The organism is Phormidesmis sp. 146-33, assembly GCF_052939515.1.
The window spans coordinates 1-14,698 of record NZ_JBJPHU010000015.1 but is presented as its reverse complement, the minus strand read 5'-3'; the positions used below and the strand labels follow the sequence as shown (position 1 = coordinate 14,698).

Annotated in this window: 12 protein-coding genes; 6 read left to right on the top strand and 6 right to left on the bottom strand. The window is 48.7% G+C overall.

What is annotated here, in order from left to right; translation table 11 throughout:
* Window positions 1-65: 65 nt before the first annotated feature.
* Both ACJ2PR_RS08455 and ACJ2PR_RS08450 read left to right on the top strand, forming a co-directional pair.
* Window positions 66-776 carry a hypothetical protein gene (locus ACJ2PR_RS08455; RefSeq protein ID WP_446871633.1) on the top strand — a complete coding sequence of 237 codons (711 nt, stop codon included), beginning with the start codon at window positions 66-68 and terminating at the stop codon, window positions 774-776.
* Window positions 777-802: 26 nt separating this feature from the next.
* Entirely contained in the window at window positions 803-1,255 is a 453-nt protein-coding gene (locus ACJ2PR_RS08450; RefSeq protein ID WP_446876703.1) for a surface-adhesin E family protein, read from the top strand.
* Window positions 1,256-1,342: 87 nt separating this feature from the next.
* Here ACJ2PR_RS08450 and ACJ2PR_RS08445 read toward each other — a convergent pair whose 3' ends face one another.
* The 3 genes from ACJ2PR_RS08445 to ACJ2PR_RS08435 all read right to left on the bottom strand — a co-directional run bounded on the left by ACJ2PR_RS08445 (window position 1,343) and on the right by ACJ2PR_RS08435 (window position 4,110).
* Entirely contained in the window at window positions 1,343-1,819 is a 477-nt protein-coding gene (locus ACJ2PR_RS08445) for a hypothetical protein (RefSeq protein WP_446859177.1), read from the bottom strand.
* 26 nt (window positions 1,820-1,845) lie between these two features.
* Window positions 1,846-2,238 (bottom strand): hypothetical protein, encoded by a 393-nt coding sequence (locus ACJ2PR_RS08440; protein ID WP_446876702.1) that lies wholly within the window; start codon window positions 2,236-2,238, stop codon window positions 1,846-1,848.
* A 588-nt stretch (window positions 2,239-2,826) separates the two neighbouring features.
* The gene (locus ACJ2PR_RS08435; protein WP_446876701.1) at window positions 2,827-4,110 is read right to left on the bottom strand and encodes an FGGY-family carbohydrate kinase; all 1,284 of its coding nucleotides are present in this window, start codon (window positions 4,108-4,110) and stop codon (window positions 2,827-2,829) included.
* A gap of 104 nt (window positions 4,111-4,214) precedes the next feature.
* Between ACJ2PR_RS08435 and ACJ2PR_RS08430 the strand changes: the two genes are divergently transcribed.
* The 3 genes from ACJ2PR_RS08430 to ACJ2PR_RS08420 all read left to right on the top strand — a co-directional run bounded on the left by ACJ2PR_RS08430 (window position 4,215) and on the right by ACJ2PR_RS08420 (window position 6,706).
* Window positions 4,215-5,108 (top strand): aldo/keto reductase, encoded by an 894-nt coding sequence (locus ACJ2PR_RS08430; RefSeq protein WP_446876700.1) that lies wholly within the window; start codon window positions 4,215-4,217, stop codon window positions 5,106-5,108.
* 466 nt (window positions 5,109-5,574) lie between these two features.
* Window positions 5,575-6,399, top strand: a complete 825-nt coding sequence (locus ACJ2PR_RS08425) for an Npun_R2479 family HD domain-containing metalloprotein (protein ID WP_446876699.1) — start codon at window positions 5,575-5,577, stop codon at window positions 6,397-6,399.
* Between the two features lie 88 nt (window positions 6,400-6,487).
* A complete protein-coding gene (locus ACJ2PR_RS08420) occupies window positions 6,488-6,706 on the top strand; it encodes a chlorophyll a/b-binding protein (RefSeq protein ID WP_446859172.1) in 219 nt (72 codons plus the stop codon).
* Between the two features lie 552 nt (window positions 6,707-7,258).
* Here ACJ2PR_RS08420 and ACJ2PR_RS08415 read toward each other — a convergent pair.
* From ACJ2PR_RS08415 to ACJ2PR_RS08405, 3 genes are all read right to left on the bottom strand, one after another.
* On the bottom strand, window positions 7,259-9,679 hold the full coding sequence (locus ACJ2PR_RS08415) for a sucrose synthase (protein ID WP_446876698.1): 2,421 nt from the start codon (window positions 9,677-9,679) through the stop codon (window positions 7,259-7,261).
* A gap of 247 nt (window positions 9,680-9,926) precedes the next feature.
* On the bottom strand, window positions 9,927-11,003 hold the full coding sequence (locus ACJ2PR_RS08410) for a tetratricopeptide repeat protein (protein WP_446876697.1): 1,077 nt from the start codon (window positions 11,001-11,003) through the stop codon (window positions 9,927-9,929).
* A 495-nt stretch (window positions 11,004-11,498) separates the two neighbouring features.
* A complete protein-coding gene (locus tag ACJ2PR_RS08405; protein ID WP_446876696.1) occupies window positions 11,499-12,377 on the bottom strand; it encodes an alpha/beta fold hydrolase in 879 nt (292 codons plus the stop codon).
* 229 nt (window positions 12,378-12,606) lie between these two features.
* Here ACJ2PR_RS08405 and ACJ2PR_RS08400 point away from each other — a divergent pair.
* Window positions 12,607-14,698: DUF4347 domain-containing protein (locus ACJ2PR_RS08400; protein ID WP_446876695.1), on the top strand; the 2,092-nt coding region annotated here is incomplete at its 3' end.

Genomic DNA, 14,698 nt, shown 5'->3' with positions numbered 1-14,698 from the left:
GATCGAAACCTTGATTTATGGTCTACGTCGGATAATTAATCGCTTTTAGCATCACAAGGCATGTTATGAAATCTTTCAGATTTTTGCGGGGCAACTTGCACTCGATCGCAATTATCGGCAGCTTGTTGAGCGTGGGGCCAGGCGTTTTGCCCGTTCGGGCCCAGCTTTCAGATATTCAGGTCGGTAAGGTCGTCGAAGCGCTGCGTCAGGCTGCACCCGATACCGGGAAAAAGAACGACGGGTTGTATAGCGATTGGCAAGTCAAACCTGACAATATTCCTCGCTGGTCAAAAAACTGCACCGGGCGAGAACTGTCACCCACAGAGTTTGAAGCCAACCCAACGGCGGCTCGATCGGTCGTCACCTGTATCATTCGGGATGTTTTGAGAGACGAATATCGAGTGGTGGGCAACAATGAATTGGTGGCAGTGCGGCGGGTTGCGGCCTGGTGGATGACGGGAGATGCTGGGCGCTATCGGAGCGCTGACATTTCGCCCTACATTGAAAAGGTGGTGAGTTTTTATCAACAACCTGCGGGCAGAGCGCCGCTTCCTGCTACAAATTCTTCAACGAATTCTAAAGGAACGCTCTACGATCGCTACATGCAGGCAGCCTACACCGCGACTCAGCAAAAAGACAACCAAACTGCATTGCTCTACTTTAGACGGGCACTGGATGAGCGACCCAACGACACCTTTGCAACGCAGGCGATCCGCAATGTCGAAGCCAACCGACCCAACAAGCCCAAGCCAGCCGCAGAAAAACCGATCCGTTAGATGTTGTAGTAAATTTTGAGACTGTCATGAAAAAGTTAGTGTCCTTGATGATGATTGCGGGAGCTTTTTTTGCGTATGCTCCGATCGGGTTGGCGGCTGAATGGACAAAAGTCACTGAGAACTCAGTTAACGATAAGTTTTTTATTGACACCAGTTCGATCCAGCGCAATGGGTCGGTCGTTTGGTATTGGGAATATCGTGAATTTCCTCAAGCCAACAATGCTTTTGTCGATGAGAAAGTGACTCAGCCTGTACATGGTGCGGTGATTCGCTGGTCAGTCGATTGCACCAATAAATCACAACGCTTGAGAAAATTAAATGCCTACACTAAAAATAGAAAATTGATTCAAAAATTTGAATACGGCGACACGGGAGCGTTAACACAACCAAGACCAGGAAGTAGCGCTTATTTAGTCGTCGATCGAGCCTGTAACTCAAAGGATAGTCAGTCTCCAAACGAAGACCAAAAGCCTCAGTGAGTAAGTGCTTGAAGAAATATGAATTCGTCGCTTCGTTGTTGAGTGCCTGAATTAACAACCGCCGCGAAAGATTTCGTCGAATTTGCGCTAATTTAACTCGTTTGCGTCTCTTGATTTGGGTTTGTTGAGTTCTTTGCTTTTGGCTTCGGCAGCTTGGTGAGCGGTGAGGTAGTCTTTGCCTCCTAGCATCAGGTCGCCGTAATATTCGTAGGGCATTTTGCCATAGACTGGCAGCGCATCATCATCGGGGTAGTCTTCTTCAGCTTCCTCGATCGCTTTTTTTAACTGTTTCACCGTCAAGCGCTGGGCTGGGAAGTAAAAAAGCTCGTCTGCTTTGCGGCTTAGATGCTGAAAATTGGGATCGATGAGGCGATCGTCTAACTCTAGCCACGCATGTTCGACTGGCTTAAAGGGCGACCCCGCAAAGACAACAAACCCCTGCACATAGGTGGCTCCTTCGATGACAAGGGCGGCTTTGTGGGCGTTTTCAAAAATTGATTTTGCTTTGCTTTTGACAGTTTGGGCGACCTCTAGCGATCGCTCTACATCTAACGGTTTATCCATGCTGGTCGTCTGTTCTTACCCTCCATTTAAGAGTAGTTCACAGAGAGCAATTGTTGATTAAGAAAAACGACGAGTGCCTGAAGCGTTGAAAAGCGGTCAAGGTCAAATCCTTCGCTCACATCAATTCCAAATTGACAGCCAAAGGCTTCGCAAAATGAGATTTCCCAGTCAAACCAGCAGACTAGCGGCAGGTGCAAATCTTCGGTGAGGCGATCGCTTGGTAAGACATTGGCAAAATGCAGCCCTGAATAGTCTTCTAACTGCTGGTAGACAAAATCTGAGACTTCTTGAGAAATGCCTAAAGGCTGCCAAAACAATTCGTACCACTCATCCGCTGTCCGGGAGGGGCGATCGCGCAAAGTTTGATTGATACGCTTTCTCAGTGCCAAATCGGGACTCATGTCAGCGTATGTATTCAAACTGTCAAAGAGGTTTTTTAGCCTTCGCCACATGCTCTACTGTTAAATTCTGTAGGGGTGAGTTTCCTCAACTTTTTTCAGTGTTCCCACTAATGTATTGATCTTTCGGTTGCTTGGAATTTAGGGATAAGGGAGAACTTTGTTCCGCTGCGCGAGGAGAGATGAGGGATGAAGGTTTTGCTTCGGTTACAGATCTGGTTGTGTTCTAACTTCCGTTAGATAGAAGGCTTTGAACGGGAAGTTTTGTCTAAAAGTCCCCAGAGTTGGCAGCTTCTACGGTGTCACACAAGTCGTTGTCGCTTCGTTTCAAGCGGCTTCAGCCCCCTAAATCCCCCAGTCTGGTGGACTTTGACAAAGGAAGGATTTCCTCCAAAGTTCAAAGCCATGACGACGGCTCAAAGTCCCCCATTTTTGGGGGATTTAGGGGGCGAAGGATCTCAGCAATGACAGATTGATCGACTTGTGTGTACACGGCAGGTTGGCAGCTTGGGGGCAAAAGCACTCAGTAACGAAGCGGCAGACTCTAATCGAATTGATGTTCGTAGTCGTGTTCATTCAATTCATCGGTTAACGTTCCTTATTTTGTTGTTAACCTCTACTTTTGAGGGCGAGGGTTGCGGTTCCGTAGGCGGCTTCTGTTTGAGACGATCGCACCACCGGAACGCCTAACTGACGCATCCGAATGGCTTGCCACGCTTGATTGTTTGCTCCACCTCCAGCCGAATAAACGCTTGTCAAGGCATTTGTTCCCAAGGATTGTAGCAGTCTGTAGCCCTTGGCTTCAATGCGAGCGATACTTTCGAGCAACCCGTGTAGAAAAATGACAGGATCATCGGGTCGAGGGTCTAATTGTGGAGGCAGATGAGGATCGTTAATGGGAAAGCGATCGCCCGGTTTCAGCAATGGGTAATAGTCCAGCAAGCTCTCTTGATCGGTAGGAATGCGATCGCTGAGTTGGGCGAGTTGTCGATCGCTAAAGAAATGCTTTAATACGGCTCCTCCGGTGTTAGAAGCGCCTCCAACCAGCCACAGATCGCCCAATCGATGGCTATAAATTCCGTATTGTCCGGCTTCGATCCGGGTTTCGCTGAGAAGTTTGAGTACCAGTGTTGATCCTAACGAAGTGACCGCTTCTCCGGGTGTGCTGACTCCACTGGCCAAAAAAGCGGCGATGCTGTCTGTGGTTCCGGCACAAATCAGGCAGTCCGATCGCAGGTTCCATTCAGCCGCGACGGTGGGATGAATCGCTGAAACTACAGTTCCGGGAGCGACGACGTTGGGCAATCGTTTTCTGAACGGTAAAGCTTCTAACCAATCGGGATAACAGAGATGCTCAACGTCATAGCCCAACTTCAAACTGTTGTGATAGTCGCTGATTCCTAACTGTCGGTGTAGCAAAAATGCCAGCCAGTCTGCTTGATGCAAAAAATAACGCGCGTTAGAAAAGTCAGGCTGTTGGCTCCACCACAGGAGTTTGGCAAAGCTAGAAGTTGCGCTAACGACCGTGTGATTGAGAGGAGCGATCGCCTTCACATCATCCAATACCGTCGCGGCGCGATCGTCGTTGTAGAGCAGCGGTTCTGCGATCGGATCGCCTGTTTGGTCACACAGCAACACCGTTGAAGAAGTTCCATTGATAGCAATGGCGCGAATCTGCGATCGTAACGCTTTGGGAATCTGGTCGATGAGATGAAACAGGGTGTTTTGCCAAAGGGCAGGCAAATTGTCAGATTGAGTAAACGAGCGACTGGCTTGAAACTGAATTTCTGCAAGATCGTTTTCTAAAGGCGAGACGGCGACCCCGTGCGGGTAACTCAAAGAGATCGCTCTTGCGCCCGATGTGCCAAAATCGATACCCAGATACAAATCCATAACGGTTAGGTTTGAACGGCTGTTTTTGAAATCTAACTTGAGTGTGAAGATTGACGCACGACACATTCAACTAAGATTCAAGCAATCCATTCTAAGCAAGCCTCATGGAAACCACGGTTAGAGAACTGCGACCCCTCGGCAACACAGACATTCAACTTTTTGCGATCGCCCTGGGTGGAATGCCAATGTCTCTGAGCAGCAGACCACCCGAATCGCAGGCGATCGCCACCATTCACAAAGCGCTAGATCTGGGCGTAAATTTGATCGATACCGCCGACGCTTATTGTCAAGACGAATCCGATAAGCACCACAACGAAACGCTAATCCACAAAGCACTTGAGCAATATGCAGGTGACACCAGCCAGGTTTTAGTCGCGACCAAAGGCGGGTTGATGCGTCCTAATGGCTCCTGGACTCGCAACGGCAATCCGCAGCATTTACGCGAAACCATTCGAGCCAGCTATGAAGCGCTGGGAGGCCACCAGCCGATTGACCTGTGGCAATACCATTCACCTGACCCAGAGTATACGATCGCTGACTCGCTAACGCCTGCCAAAGAAGCCGTTCAAGCCGGACTCATCCGCTTTGTGGGCGTATCAAATTTTTCGGTTGAGCAGATCAAACAAGCCCGCGAAGTCGTCGAAATCGTCTCAGTCCAAAATCAATACAACCTCTGGCACCGTCAGCCCGAAACCGATGGCGTGTTGGAATACTGCGAAGCTGAAGGATTGACCTTTTTGCCCTGGAGTCCGCTCGGTGGAAGTCGTCGAGTGAGTGAACTAAAGACTGTGAAAGCGATCGCTGACCTTGCCCACCAAAAAGGCGTTTCTGTTTATACGCTAGTTCTCGCCTGGATGTTAGCCAAGTCGCAATGCATTTTGCCCATTCCAGGAGCCAGCAAGCCTGATAGCATTGAAGACTCGGTACGAGCAACTCAAATCAAGCTAACCGACGCAGAATTCAGTACGATCGACGAGGCAACCACAGCGTCACCATGATTTCTATCACTCAAACAGGCCGTATTTATCACCGATTCCTCTAGATTTCGTCACCCAAATTGTTGGAAGATTACCTCATAGTAGAAAGTGTGCAACTTTGCGATCGTAGATGAATCAGAATTAGGGGATTGGGGAGCAAAAGCGCTGAACACTGAAGCAAAAAACGTTCATTCAATCCACACCAATCCCTAACGTAAGGTCGTATCAGGTCTCATCTACTCCACTTCTCAAAGCTCAAAGTCAAACCACAGAAACTGCATTCTACCCTCCTCCCTCTTCCCTCCTCCCTCCTCCCTCTTCCCTCTTCCCTCCTCCCTCTTCCCTCTTCCCTCCTCCCTCATCCCTGTCTCAACTGCTACACCCAAACGAAGGCGATCGAGCGGATAATACTTCAAACCAGGCTGTGAGGAACGCAACGAACAGAAGTCTAACTAACAACCTCCAAAAAGCACTCTCAAGAATAGCAATGTTTAACGCCACCGAAATTTTTATTGATGCGTTTGTGGATCAGCTTCAGCAAGGCTATCACCGCACCTACGGCAACATGAAGTCCAATTATGCGGACATTTTAGGGTGGGCGGGCAGCATGGCTTTAGAGAATATTGCCAACAGTGACGCGCTTTACCACGATGTCGAACACACGATTCTCGTGACCCTCGTCGGACAGGAAATGCTGCGAGGTCGTCATATTCGGGATGGTGGAGTGTCTTGTGAAGACTGGCTACACTGCGTTATTTCGCTCACCTGTCACGATATTGGCTATGTCAAAGGGGTTTGCCGCGACGATCGCATCGGTTCTTACGCGACGGGTCTGGACAATACGATGATTGAGTTGGCGTTGGGGGCGAGTGATGCGAGTCTGACTCCTTATCATGTCGATCGCGGCAAGCTATTTATCGAAGAACGCTTTGGCGGACATAAACTAATCGATGCCGAAATCATCAAGCGCAATATTGAGCTAACTCGCTTTCCCGTTCCCAATGCTGAAGACCATCAAGACACCATTAATTATCCTGGATTAATTCGGGCGGCGGACTTGATCGGACAACTCAGCGATCCGCGCTATCTGAGAAAAATCAATGCGCTGTATTACGAATTTGAGGAAACAGGCGTTAACAAAGCGCTCGGTTACGAACATCCAGGAGACCTGCGAAAAAACTATCCAAAATTTTTCTGGAATGGAGTACATCCCTTTATTCAAGACGCTTTACGCTATTTGAATCTGACCCAACAAGGACAGCAGATCGTCGCCAACCTTTACGCAAATGTCTTTGTCGTGGAGCATGAATAAACTGAATTTGTAACAAATTCTTTACAATCTCCCTCAAACACGTTAAGCTTTGTAAAGAAACTGAAACACTTTACACGAGCAAAAAATCATGAGAAGCGGATCTATCACAGACGATCAGGGCAAGCTAAACAACTTTGCGATCGAGCCTCAAATGTATGTCACCGAGGAGCCTCAAACAGGCTTTACTCCTTACGCAGAACTGCTCAACGGTCGCCTCGCTATGATTGGATTCGTTTCTCTGCTGGCCCTCGAAATTTTGACAGGTCACGGACTGCTGGGTTTCTTCCAAACCTTGTCTGAACTGTAGCTTGAATGAGTTTATAGAAGTGGGAGGGTTCGGAAACCCACAAAACCCATGTGGTTCACCCGTGGGATGTAGTTAGGGTTCGCGCGTGGCTGGCAAGCCACAGAGTCAATGTTTGGTACAATAACACTTGTCAAGGTGAAACTCCTTTGCCATCGTGAAACCGTTAAGACACACTTTCAGGCATCAATGAGTAGGGCAAAGAGCGGCGAAAACTCTTAAAACAGTCAGGGATAGCCACGTCTTCCCACCACCAGAGCACCGAATATTGTTTGAGAGTCCGAAAACGTAAGGCGGGGCACGCCTAAACGCTAGGTTCGTATCCTAAGTACGCTTGGGGAGATAGACTCTCTGGGATTGACTAAGTTAAGCTCGTCAATTGGCGCGATGGCGCGGTTGAAAGGTTTAAGCATTGCCGCAAGGATAGTGAATTTTAAGGTCATTCGTAGAGCCAAGAATCCCACTCTCTTTAGAGGTGGGAGTGTCAATAAATCGATCCCCCTGAGCTTGAAGAATAGACAGGGGGATTGTTTTATTCAGCCGTTTCTAAAGGAGTTATCGGTGTTGATGTTCCTCTAATAATTGTTGCGCTCTGGGTTTGTAGAGCAAGTGAAACAACGACTCAATATATCGCAGCATATCTTCTCGATTTTCTTGGGAGGTGTAGTTCCAAAAACCGTAGATTTTAGCGAGAGAAATCAGTCGAGTCGTGTGAATTTTCCAGGTGTAAGTGCTGTAGACTCGATCGATACTTTTCTCAGAAATCTCGTCCCAATAGTTCGGGTTTTGGTCACACTTAGAAAGGAATTCTAGAATGATCGCGGCCACTTGTTCTTGCTCGGTTGGATTGATATAAAACCCATTCACTCGGTCTTGAATAATCTCTAATGGGCCGCCAAATCGAGTCGCAAAGGTAGGCAATCCTGTGATCATGGATTCCAAAATGGTTAAGCCAAACGCTTCAAATAAAGCGGGCTGCACAAAAATGCCTTGGCGATCGGCAATCACGCGATAGATTTCACCCGTATCTCCTTTAGAAAGCCTCACGCCTAGCCAGCGAATTTTTCCATGTAGATCGTATTCATCGATCGTTTGATACATCTTCTGGATTTCGCTGATTTCTTCGTGATCGGTCGAGTTTTCGATTCGCAGTTTTCCAGCGACCAAAATTAGATTGCAGCGCTCTTGTAGCTCTTTATTCTTGCCGAAAATTTCGACCAAGCCCGTGAGATTTTTAATCCGATCTAACCGTGCCATTGAGAAGATTGGGCGCTTTTTGGGGTCTTCTAATTTGCCAAAGACTTGAGTCGGATCTTCTAAATTGAACATGAGTTCTTCGAGGCAGTCGCGATCTCTCGACAACCGCTCTTTGGTGCGAGTATAGGGAAAGAACGCTTGCTCATTGACTCCCGGCGGCACCACATTAAACTTGGGACTAAATAACTCAATCCCGCTGACTACATGATATAGCTCCGGCATCGTGAACGATTTGTAAGACTCATACTGTCCCACACTATCAGGCGTGCCAACAATTTCTTGATAAGTGCTGCTGATGATAAAGTTGGCGGCATTCATCGCAATCAAATCGGCCGTAAACTGAAGCGAAAAGTGATACTTATCCTCCAGATCTTGCCAATAAAGATTGCTGAATAAATACTTAGATTTTTCGAGCGCATGAGCAACATTACACTGAGTGACTTTGAGCCGTCTTGCTAATAGAAACGCGACCAGATTTCCGTCTGAATAGTTGCCCACAATCAAATCAGGAACACCCTGCAACTCTGCTCTTAGTTCTTTCTCAGCATCGATCGCAAAAGTTTCTAGATAAGGCCAGATTTCAAAGCGAGAAATCCAGTTTTGCGTCAGGTTGGGATTAAATTCTCGAAAGGGAACTCGTAGAATCCAGGCATCAACTGTCTCATGAATTTTTTCTAATCGCTGGTTACAAAGCGTCCCATCACTTTGAGGAATCAAGCGCGTCAAAACAATCACTTTTGGATGCACATCCAGAACTTCTAAGCCTGCCAGATTGATGTCTTCTTGAAGCTGTTGTTCGAGACTTTTGACCTGATCGAGAATGTAGACAACCTGCCCCCCTGTATCGGGTCTGCCCAATACGCCTTCTTGCCCAAACCACCCATGAGGCGATACCAGCACAATCTTGAAAATCATGGGAATACGCGAAATGAAGGCCTCTAATGATTGGTGATCGGGTGAATCGAGCAGTTGATCCAGGATTTCTAACGTCTCTTGAACTCGATGGGCAGTGTTGCCCCAACCTGGCTCAAAACCCAAATTTTGCAGATCAAATCGAAAGTTTTGGTAAGCAGTATCAGAGGGTAAATCGCTAACAAATGTAATTGCCTGTTTGACTCGATCGCTCAACTCTTTTTGAGTTTGAATTCGCTCATTAATTAACAGTTGAGATCCACTACATTTATGCAGTCGCATGAAATTGAATAGCGAATCTTGCCACTCTTGCGGATCTTGAAATAGTTTACTCGACAAATAGCGATTGAGAAATTCTACCCCTTTGCCAATGTTTTTAGGGTCTCGAATTGTCGGAGAATAGTCATAAAATGGCTGAAAATCAATCTCAAACGTCTCACCTTCTTGAGGGTAAAATCGATTGACAAAGCGATCGCGCAGATCCAACAGTTCCTCTACGGAGATTGGTTCGACTGTCAGATTTTCTAGGACTCGATACGCCTCCTGTCGCGCAATTTTAGGGCGAATAATCATGCACAGACTTTCCTCGTCCAGAATGATTTCTTGAATGTAATAAACTAGCTTGCTCAGACGAGATGAGGTGTGAAACTGCTCAGATTTCTCATAGTTTCGGCAGTACTCTCCAAACAAATGTAAAATCTCATTTCTCAGTAAATACTTCTGCTCAGACGATCGTAAAAGACTGGCAAACTGTCGTAAATTGGTTTTCTCATCACTATTCAAAACAGCTTGAATTAAGTCAGACATTGCAACTTCCTCTTGTAGCGGTTAGACAAAGATACAGATCTCAATTTTTGATTGCAAATTAATCTTTCTGTGGGCAATCTTTTCCACAGTTTGGAACACAACGAACCCCTCACTTGTCTTGATAATTGGACAAAGTGAGAAAATATAGCAGACTTGATACTAAGCCAACGTCACACAGGGCGTATCTTCCGCAAGTCTAGAAAATTCTTAAAAGACTTGTTCAAAATTTTTTGATCTTTACCAAATCTTATTCAGATTGCTGAAGTCCATCGTAGTGATAAGTCGCCCGAACTTGCGGGCCAAATACAACCAGATCACCCGTTTTTAACGGTGAAAATAATAGACGCTGACCATTGATCAGGAGTCCATTGGTGCTAGGTTTGCCATCTACATTGCCGTCGTCGATCGTATAAACCAGCATTCCATCTTCGCGATCGACTCGGCGCAAAACCGCATGATATCGAGAGGCAAACTGCGATCGCAGACAAATATCATTTTTGGGATCTCTGCCGATCGTATACTGCGCCTTCTCCAAAGAAATCTCACGCTGCCCTGCATCATCTTCAACCACCAGCCGGGGAAAAGGATGCCCTGCAAACGGTCGAACCTCCTTACCCTCAACCGCCTTGTGAGGAGCCGCCTCATGCTCGACCAGGGTTGCGTCACAACCATCCTCATACCAGACAGGCTTTGTCGTCGGTTGCTTGAGTCCAGATAGCCCACACTGCTGAGAAGCGAGGAGTCGAGCCTGCCAGGAAACCTGATCGTCGGGCTGGAGAGACAAAGCTCGATCGTAGCTGGCGATCGCTTCTGAATAGCGTTTTAACTCGACCAGCGCATTGCCGCGATTTCGCCAAGTCAAATGATTGTTAGCGTCCAGTTCTATCGCGTGATTGTAGCTCTCGATCGCACCGTCGTACTGGTTTAACCCATACAGCAAGGCATTGCCGCGATTAAACCAGGCGAGTGGGTAGGCCTCATTAATCTGCAACGTGTGGTTATAGCAAATAAGAGCCGCCTCATAGTCCCCCAACCCGTACTGCATGGCGTTGCCGCGATCGTGCCAGATTTCACCTTCGGCTTCTCGGCTAGGACGCGATTGCAGGGCCCGATCGTAGCTGGCGATCGCTTCTGTAAAAAATCCCAAACTTTCTAAAGAGAGTCCCCGTTCGTACCAAGCTTCCCAAAAGTCCGGTCGAGTCCTCAGCACTTGATTGTAAGAAGCAACTGCCTTTTCGTGATCTTCGGCGGCAGCGTGACCTAACCCTTGTCTAAACCAAGAGAGCGCATTGCCAGTGAGGGGAAGACGACCGGTGTCAAGCATAGATGGATACTACTTTCCCTAGCCTGTTCTTTTCGAGCCTAGCACAGGAACAAACCCCGATGAAATCCGTCTTTGCGGAGATTGCTGGATTTCCATAAAAACCGCATGAAGATCCGTTGCAATGATCCGTATTTCCCAGGGCCTGAATTGATCTCCGGAGAGAATTCTTGAAGTTTAGTAACGTTTCGCTGCCTGTTTCGGGTTGGCGCTGCTGCACAGATCTACCATGTACACACAATTTCGGAGTCGCTTCGTTTCAGTCGCCTTCAGCCCCCTAAATCCCCCAGTCTGGGGGACTTTGAACGCTCGCAGTCTCTCTTTATCAAAGTCCCCCAATTTTGGGGGATTTAGGGGGCGAAGGATCTCGGCAATGACGGATCGATCAACTTGTGTGTACACGGTAGGCTGCACGATGACAAGAACTCGCCCCCAAGCTGCCAATTTTGGGGAACTTCCGGCCTTCCATCAGCGATTTAGAGTTGGCAAGGCCAAAATTCAACCCGTCAGAATGTGTTGGGCGGTTAATTGGGGTTGTTCTAGATGGGGAACGTGACCGCAGTTTTGAATCCAGATTAGTTGACTGTGGACGATCGCTCGCTCAAACCGTTGAGCATCCGCTGTTCCTAAAATTTTGTCCTGGTCGCCCCAGAGAATCAGCGTGGGCTGTTTGAGGTTCGCAATCCGGTCGCTCAAAAAATTGTAGCCACCGCTTTGGGTAAAGGCGATCAGCGCTTGACTCCATCGGGGCTGTTTGAGATGTAGAGCAGCACAGCATTCTGCATCTAGGGTGACAAAGCTGCGATCGTAGTAGGCGTTGAGGCTGACCTGCTGACGGACTTTGGGCTGACGCAAAAATTCGGTCGCCAGATAGCCCAGCGGCGGAATGAGAAATCGCCCGATCGCCGGGCCGGCCGCAAACCCCGCACTGTCGATCAAAACTAACTGAGAAACCGCTTCGGGATAGGTGAGCGCAAAATCGATCGCAGCCGCCCCGCCCATTGAGGCCCCCACTAAAATCACGGGCTGACCAATCAGCGTTTGCCAAACCTGATAAAGGTGCGTCTTGATCGCATCGGGTGTAAAAGCAACGCCCACCGGACGATCGGTAAAGCCAAACCCTAGTAAATCGATCGCCCAGACGGATCGAGCTTGAGCCAACAGAGGCAGCAGACGACGAAATTCTAAAACTGAGCTATCGAAACCGTGCAGTAGCAAAATGGGAACCCCTCCCGACCCTTGATGCACATAGGTCGTTTGGATCGGGTCAGCCCTCAGCGGTGTGGCGATCGCTTGAGCGGTGATTTGTTGAGCAAGCGCGATAGAAGTCACTTCGGTGAGTTGAGCAACTTCGGGGGGTAAAAAGTTGGCAAACATAGAACCTAGTCTACTGTAAAACGCCTCGCCGCCCCTGTTTAGCGTTCTTTATAAAACGGTGGTGACTGTGATTTTGGCTAAATTCTGACTAGAGCTTTATGAAGGCTTGTGCTACTTGCTCTACAAACATCCGTGCTTCCCCTGAGAACCGTATGTAGAATCCACCAGATCTCCAGGGAAGAATAGGCTCGTTTCTGTCCTGACCCTAGTCCCCTTGAGAAGTATGAGCATGGAATCTGCCCAGTCATCTACCTGGAATCGTCACCCGTTGTCTGTGGAGCAGTCTGTTCTGCTCGCGTCTGATCTGTTGACTACAAATCCGTCGTCTTCCTGGAGATCTGGGACGGCAGTGGCTTTTATTGATACCCGTGTGAAGGATTATCAAAGTCTGATCACAGGAGTCAACGCCGGGACGGAGGTGCATGTTCTCGATCCGCTTCAGGATGCGGTGGCGCAGATTACTCAGACGCTGATGGGTCGCTCAGGTATCGCCAGTCTACATATTTTGGCTCACGGGACATCAGGAAGCCTGAATTTGGGCAGCACCTCGCTCAGTTTAGAAACGTTGAACCGCACTGTCGATCGCTTAAAGTCCTGGGGCGGTGCGTTAACAGAAGATGCAGATATCTTGCTCTATGGCTGCGATGTGGCAGCGGGCGATCGCGGATTGAAGTTTCTTCAACAGTTTAGTCAACTAACGGGGGCGGATGTTGCCGCGTCTAACGATCGCACAGGAGCGGCTGACTTAGGGGGCGATTGGACACTAGAAGTCAACACGGGAGAGATTGCGGCGGGTCTGGTCTTTAAGGCAACAACGCTGGCAACTTATCAGCATTTACTGCCTGTCGAGTTGCTTTCGTCGGCGAATGTTACGTCGGTCAATAATGCGGGTGGTTCGATCGGAAGTGCTTCGACCAGCGGCGACGGAAAATATGTGGTGTTTAGCAGCCTCGCCAATGATTTGACGGCCGATGATCGCAACCCTGGTCAGGATGTATTTTTGCTCGATCGCTCCAATCCGCTCGCCCCGACCGTCACCTTGATCAGCCGCAATACGACCAATCCAGCGACCAGCACTTCATTCAATGCAGTGATCAGCGCGGATGGAAGCTATGTGGCTTTTGTCAGCAATTCTGTCACCCTGGACGCTGAAGTTTCCTACACAGATACCCGACCGAACAATGATGTGTTTGTGTGGGAGCGATCAACCGGAAAGATCAATCTCGTGAGCCGGACAACTGATCTCACGCCGACGGCAGGTGACTTTGATTCGGTCACTCCTGTAATCAGCGACAACGGGGACTATATTGCATTTGTCAGTCGCGCCAACAACTTAAGTACGATTCCTAGCAGAAATAATGGACGAACCCTCCCGGATGTCTTTTTGTACGATCGCACCGCTCAAACCGTCAGCTTGGTCAGCAGCAATATCGACAACACTGCCGGAGGGCGTTTAGGCTCATTGACTCCGGCGATTAGCGGCGATGGTAACTATGTGGCATTTGCCAGTAACGCGATCGATCTAGAACCCACTGCGAGTCAAGGAACCTTTGTCTGGAATCGGGCAACGGATGAAATGACGGTTGTGGCCGCTGGGACAGGACTAACGAATCCTGTGATCAACCAAACGGGTAGCCGCATCGCCTTTAGTACAACTGCGTCCCTCGTGGCAGAAGACACCAATGGGGTTGATGATGTCTACCTGTGGGATCGCACAACAGGGATAGAACTGGTTAGCTTTAACGCCACCGGAACGACCAGCGGCAACGGAGCGGGTGTCGGGTCAGGATCTTCTGCGCCTGTGATTAGCAGTGATGGCAATTTTGTAGCGTTTGTCAGCCTTTCGAGTGATCTGGTGGCAGGGGTTACCGATGACAATGCCGTGACAGATGTGTTTGTGCGCGATTTGAGCAATCCGACGCGGCAGACGTTTTTGGTGAGTCAAAGTCAAGCAGGGGCGATCGGCAATGGGTCATCTTCTAATGTCAGCATCAGCGCCGATGGGAAGCAAATTGCCTTTACCAGCCTATCGAGCAATCTCGTGGCCAACGACACCAATGCAAAACGAGATGGGTTTGTGCGGGATCTCAGTAACCTGTCGGCTCCGACAACGATCTTGGTCAGTCGTGACACTGCTGGAGCAGCCGGAAACGATGAATCCGCGACTTCGGGAACAGGCGACTCGACGACGCCGATCGTCAGCAGAGATGGCAAATTTGTTGTTTTCTCTAGTCGCGCCTCCAATTTGATTAACAATGATGGCAACGGGGCAGAAGATAGCTTCATCAATGAGGTGCAGACGGGGACGACGACGATCGTTT

Coding starts and splice junctions, on each gene's coding strand:
- ACJ2PR_RS08455 (WP_446871633.1), top strand. CDS start 66: ATGAAATCTTTCAGATTTTTGCGGGGCAACTTGCACTCGATCGCAATT.
- ACJ2PR_RS08450 (WP_446876703.1), top strand. CDS start 803: ATGAAAAAGTTAGTGTCCTTGATGATGATTGCGGGAGCTTTTTTTGCG.
- ACJ2PR_RS08445 (WP_446859177.1), bottom strand. CDS start 1,819: ATGGATAAACCGTTAGATGTAGAGCGATCGCTAGAGGTCGCCCAAACT.
- ACJ2PR_RS08435 (WP_446876701.1), bottom strand. CDS start 4,110: ATGGATTTGTATCTGGGTATCGATTTTGGCACATCGGGCGCAAGAGCG.
- ACJ2PR_RS08430 (WP_446876700.1), top strand. CDS start 4,215: ATGGAAACCACGGTTAGAGAACTGCGACCCCTCGGCAACACAGACATT.
- ACJ2PR_RS08425 (WP_446876699.1), top strand. CDS start 5,575: ATGTTTAACGCCACCGAAATTTTTATTGATGCGTTTGTGGATCAGCTT.
- ACJ2PR_RS08420 (WP_446859172.1), top strand. CDS start 6,488: ATGAGAAGCGGATCTATCACAGACGATCAGGGCAAGCTAAACAACTTT.
- ACJ2PR_RS08415 (WP_446876698.1), bottom strand. CDS start 9,679: ATGTCTGACTTAATTCAAGCTGTTTTGAATAGTGATGAGAAAACCAAT.
- ACJ2PR_RS08410 (WP_446876697.1), bottom strand. CDS start 11,003: ATGCTTGACACCGGTCGTCTTCCCCTCACTGGCAATGCGCTCTCTTGG.
- ACJ2PR_RS08405 (WP_446876696.1), bottom strand. CDS start 12,377: ATGTTTGCCAACTTTTTACCCCCCGAAGTTGCTCAACTCACCGAAGTG.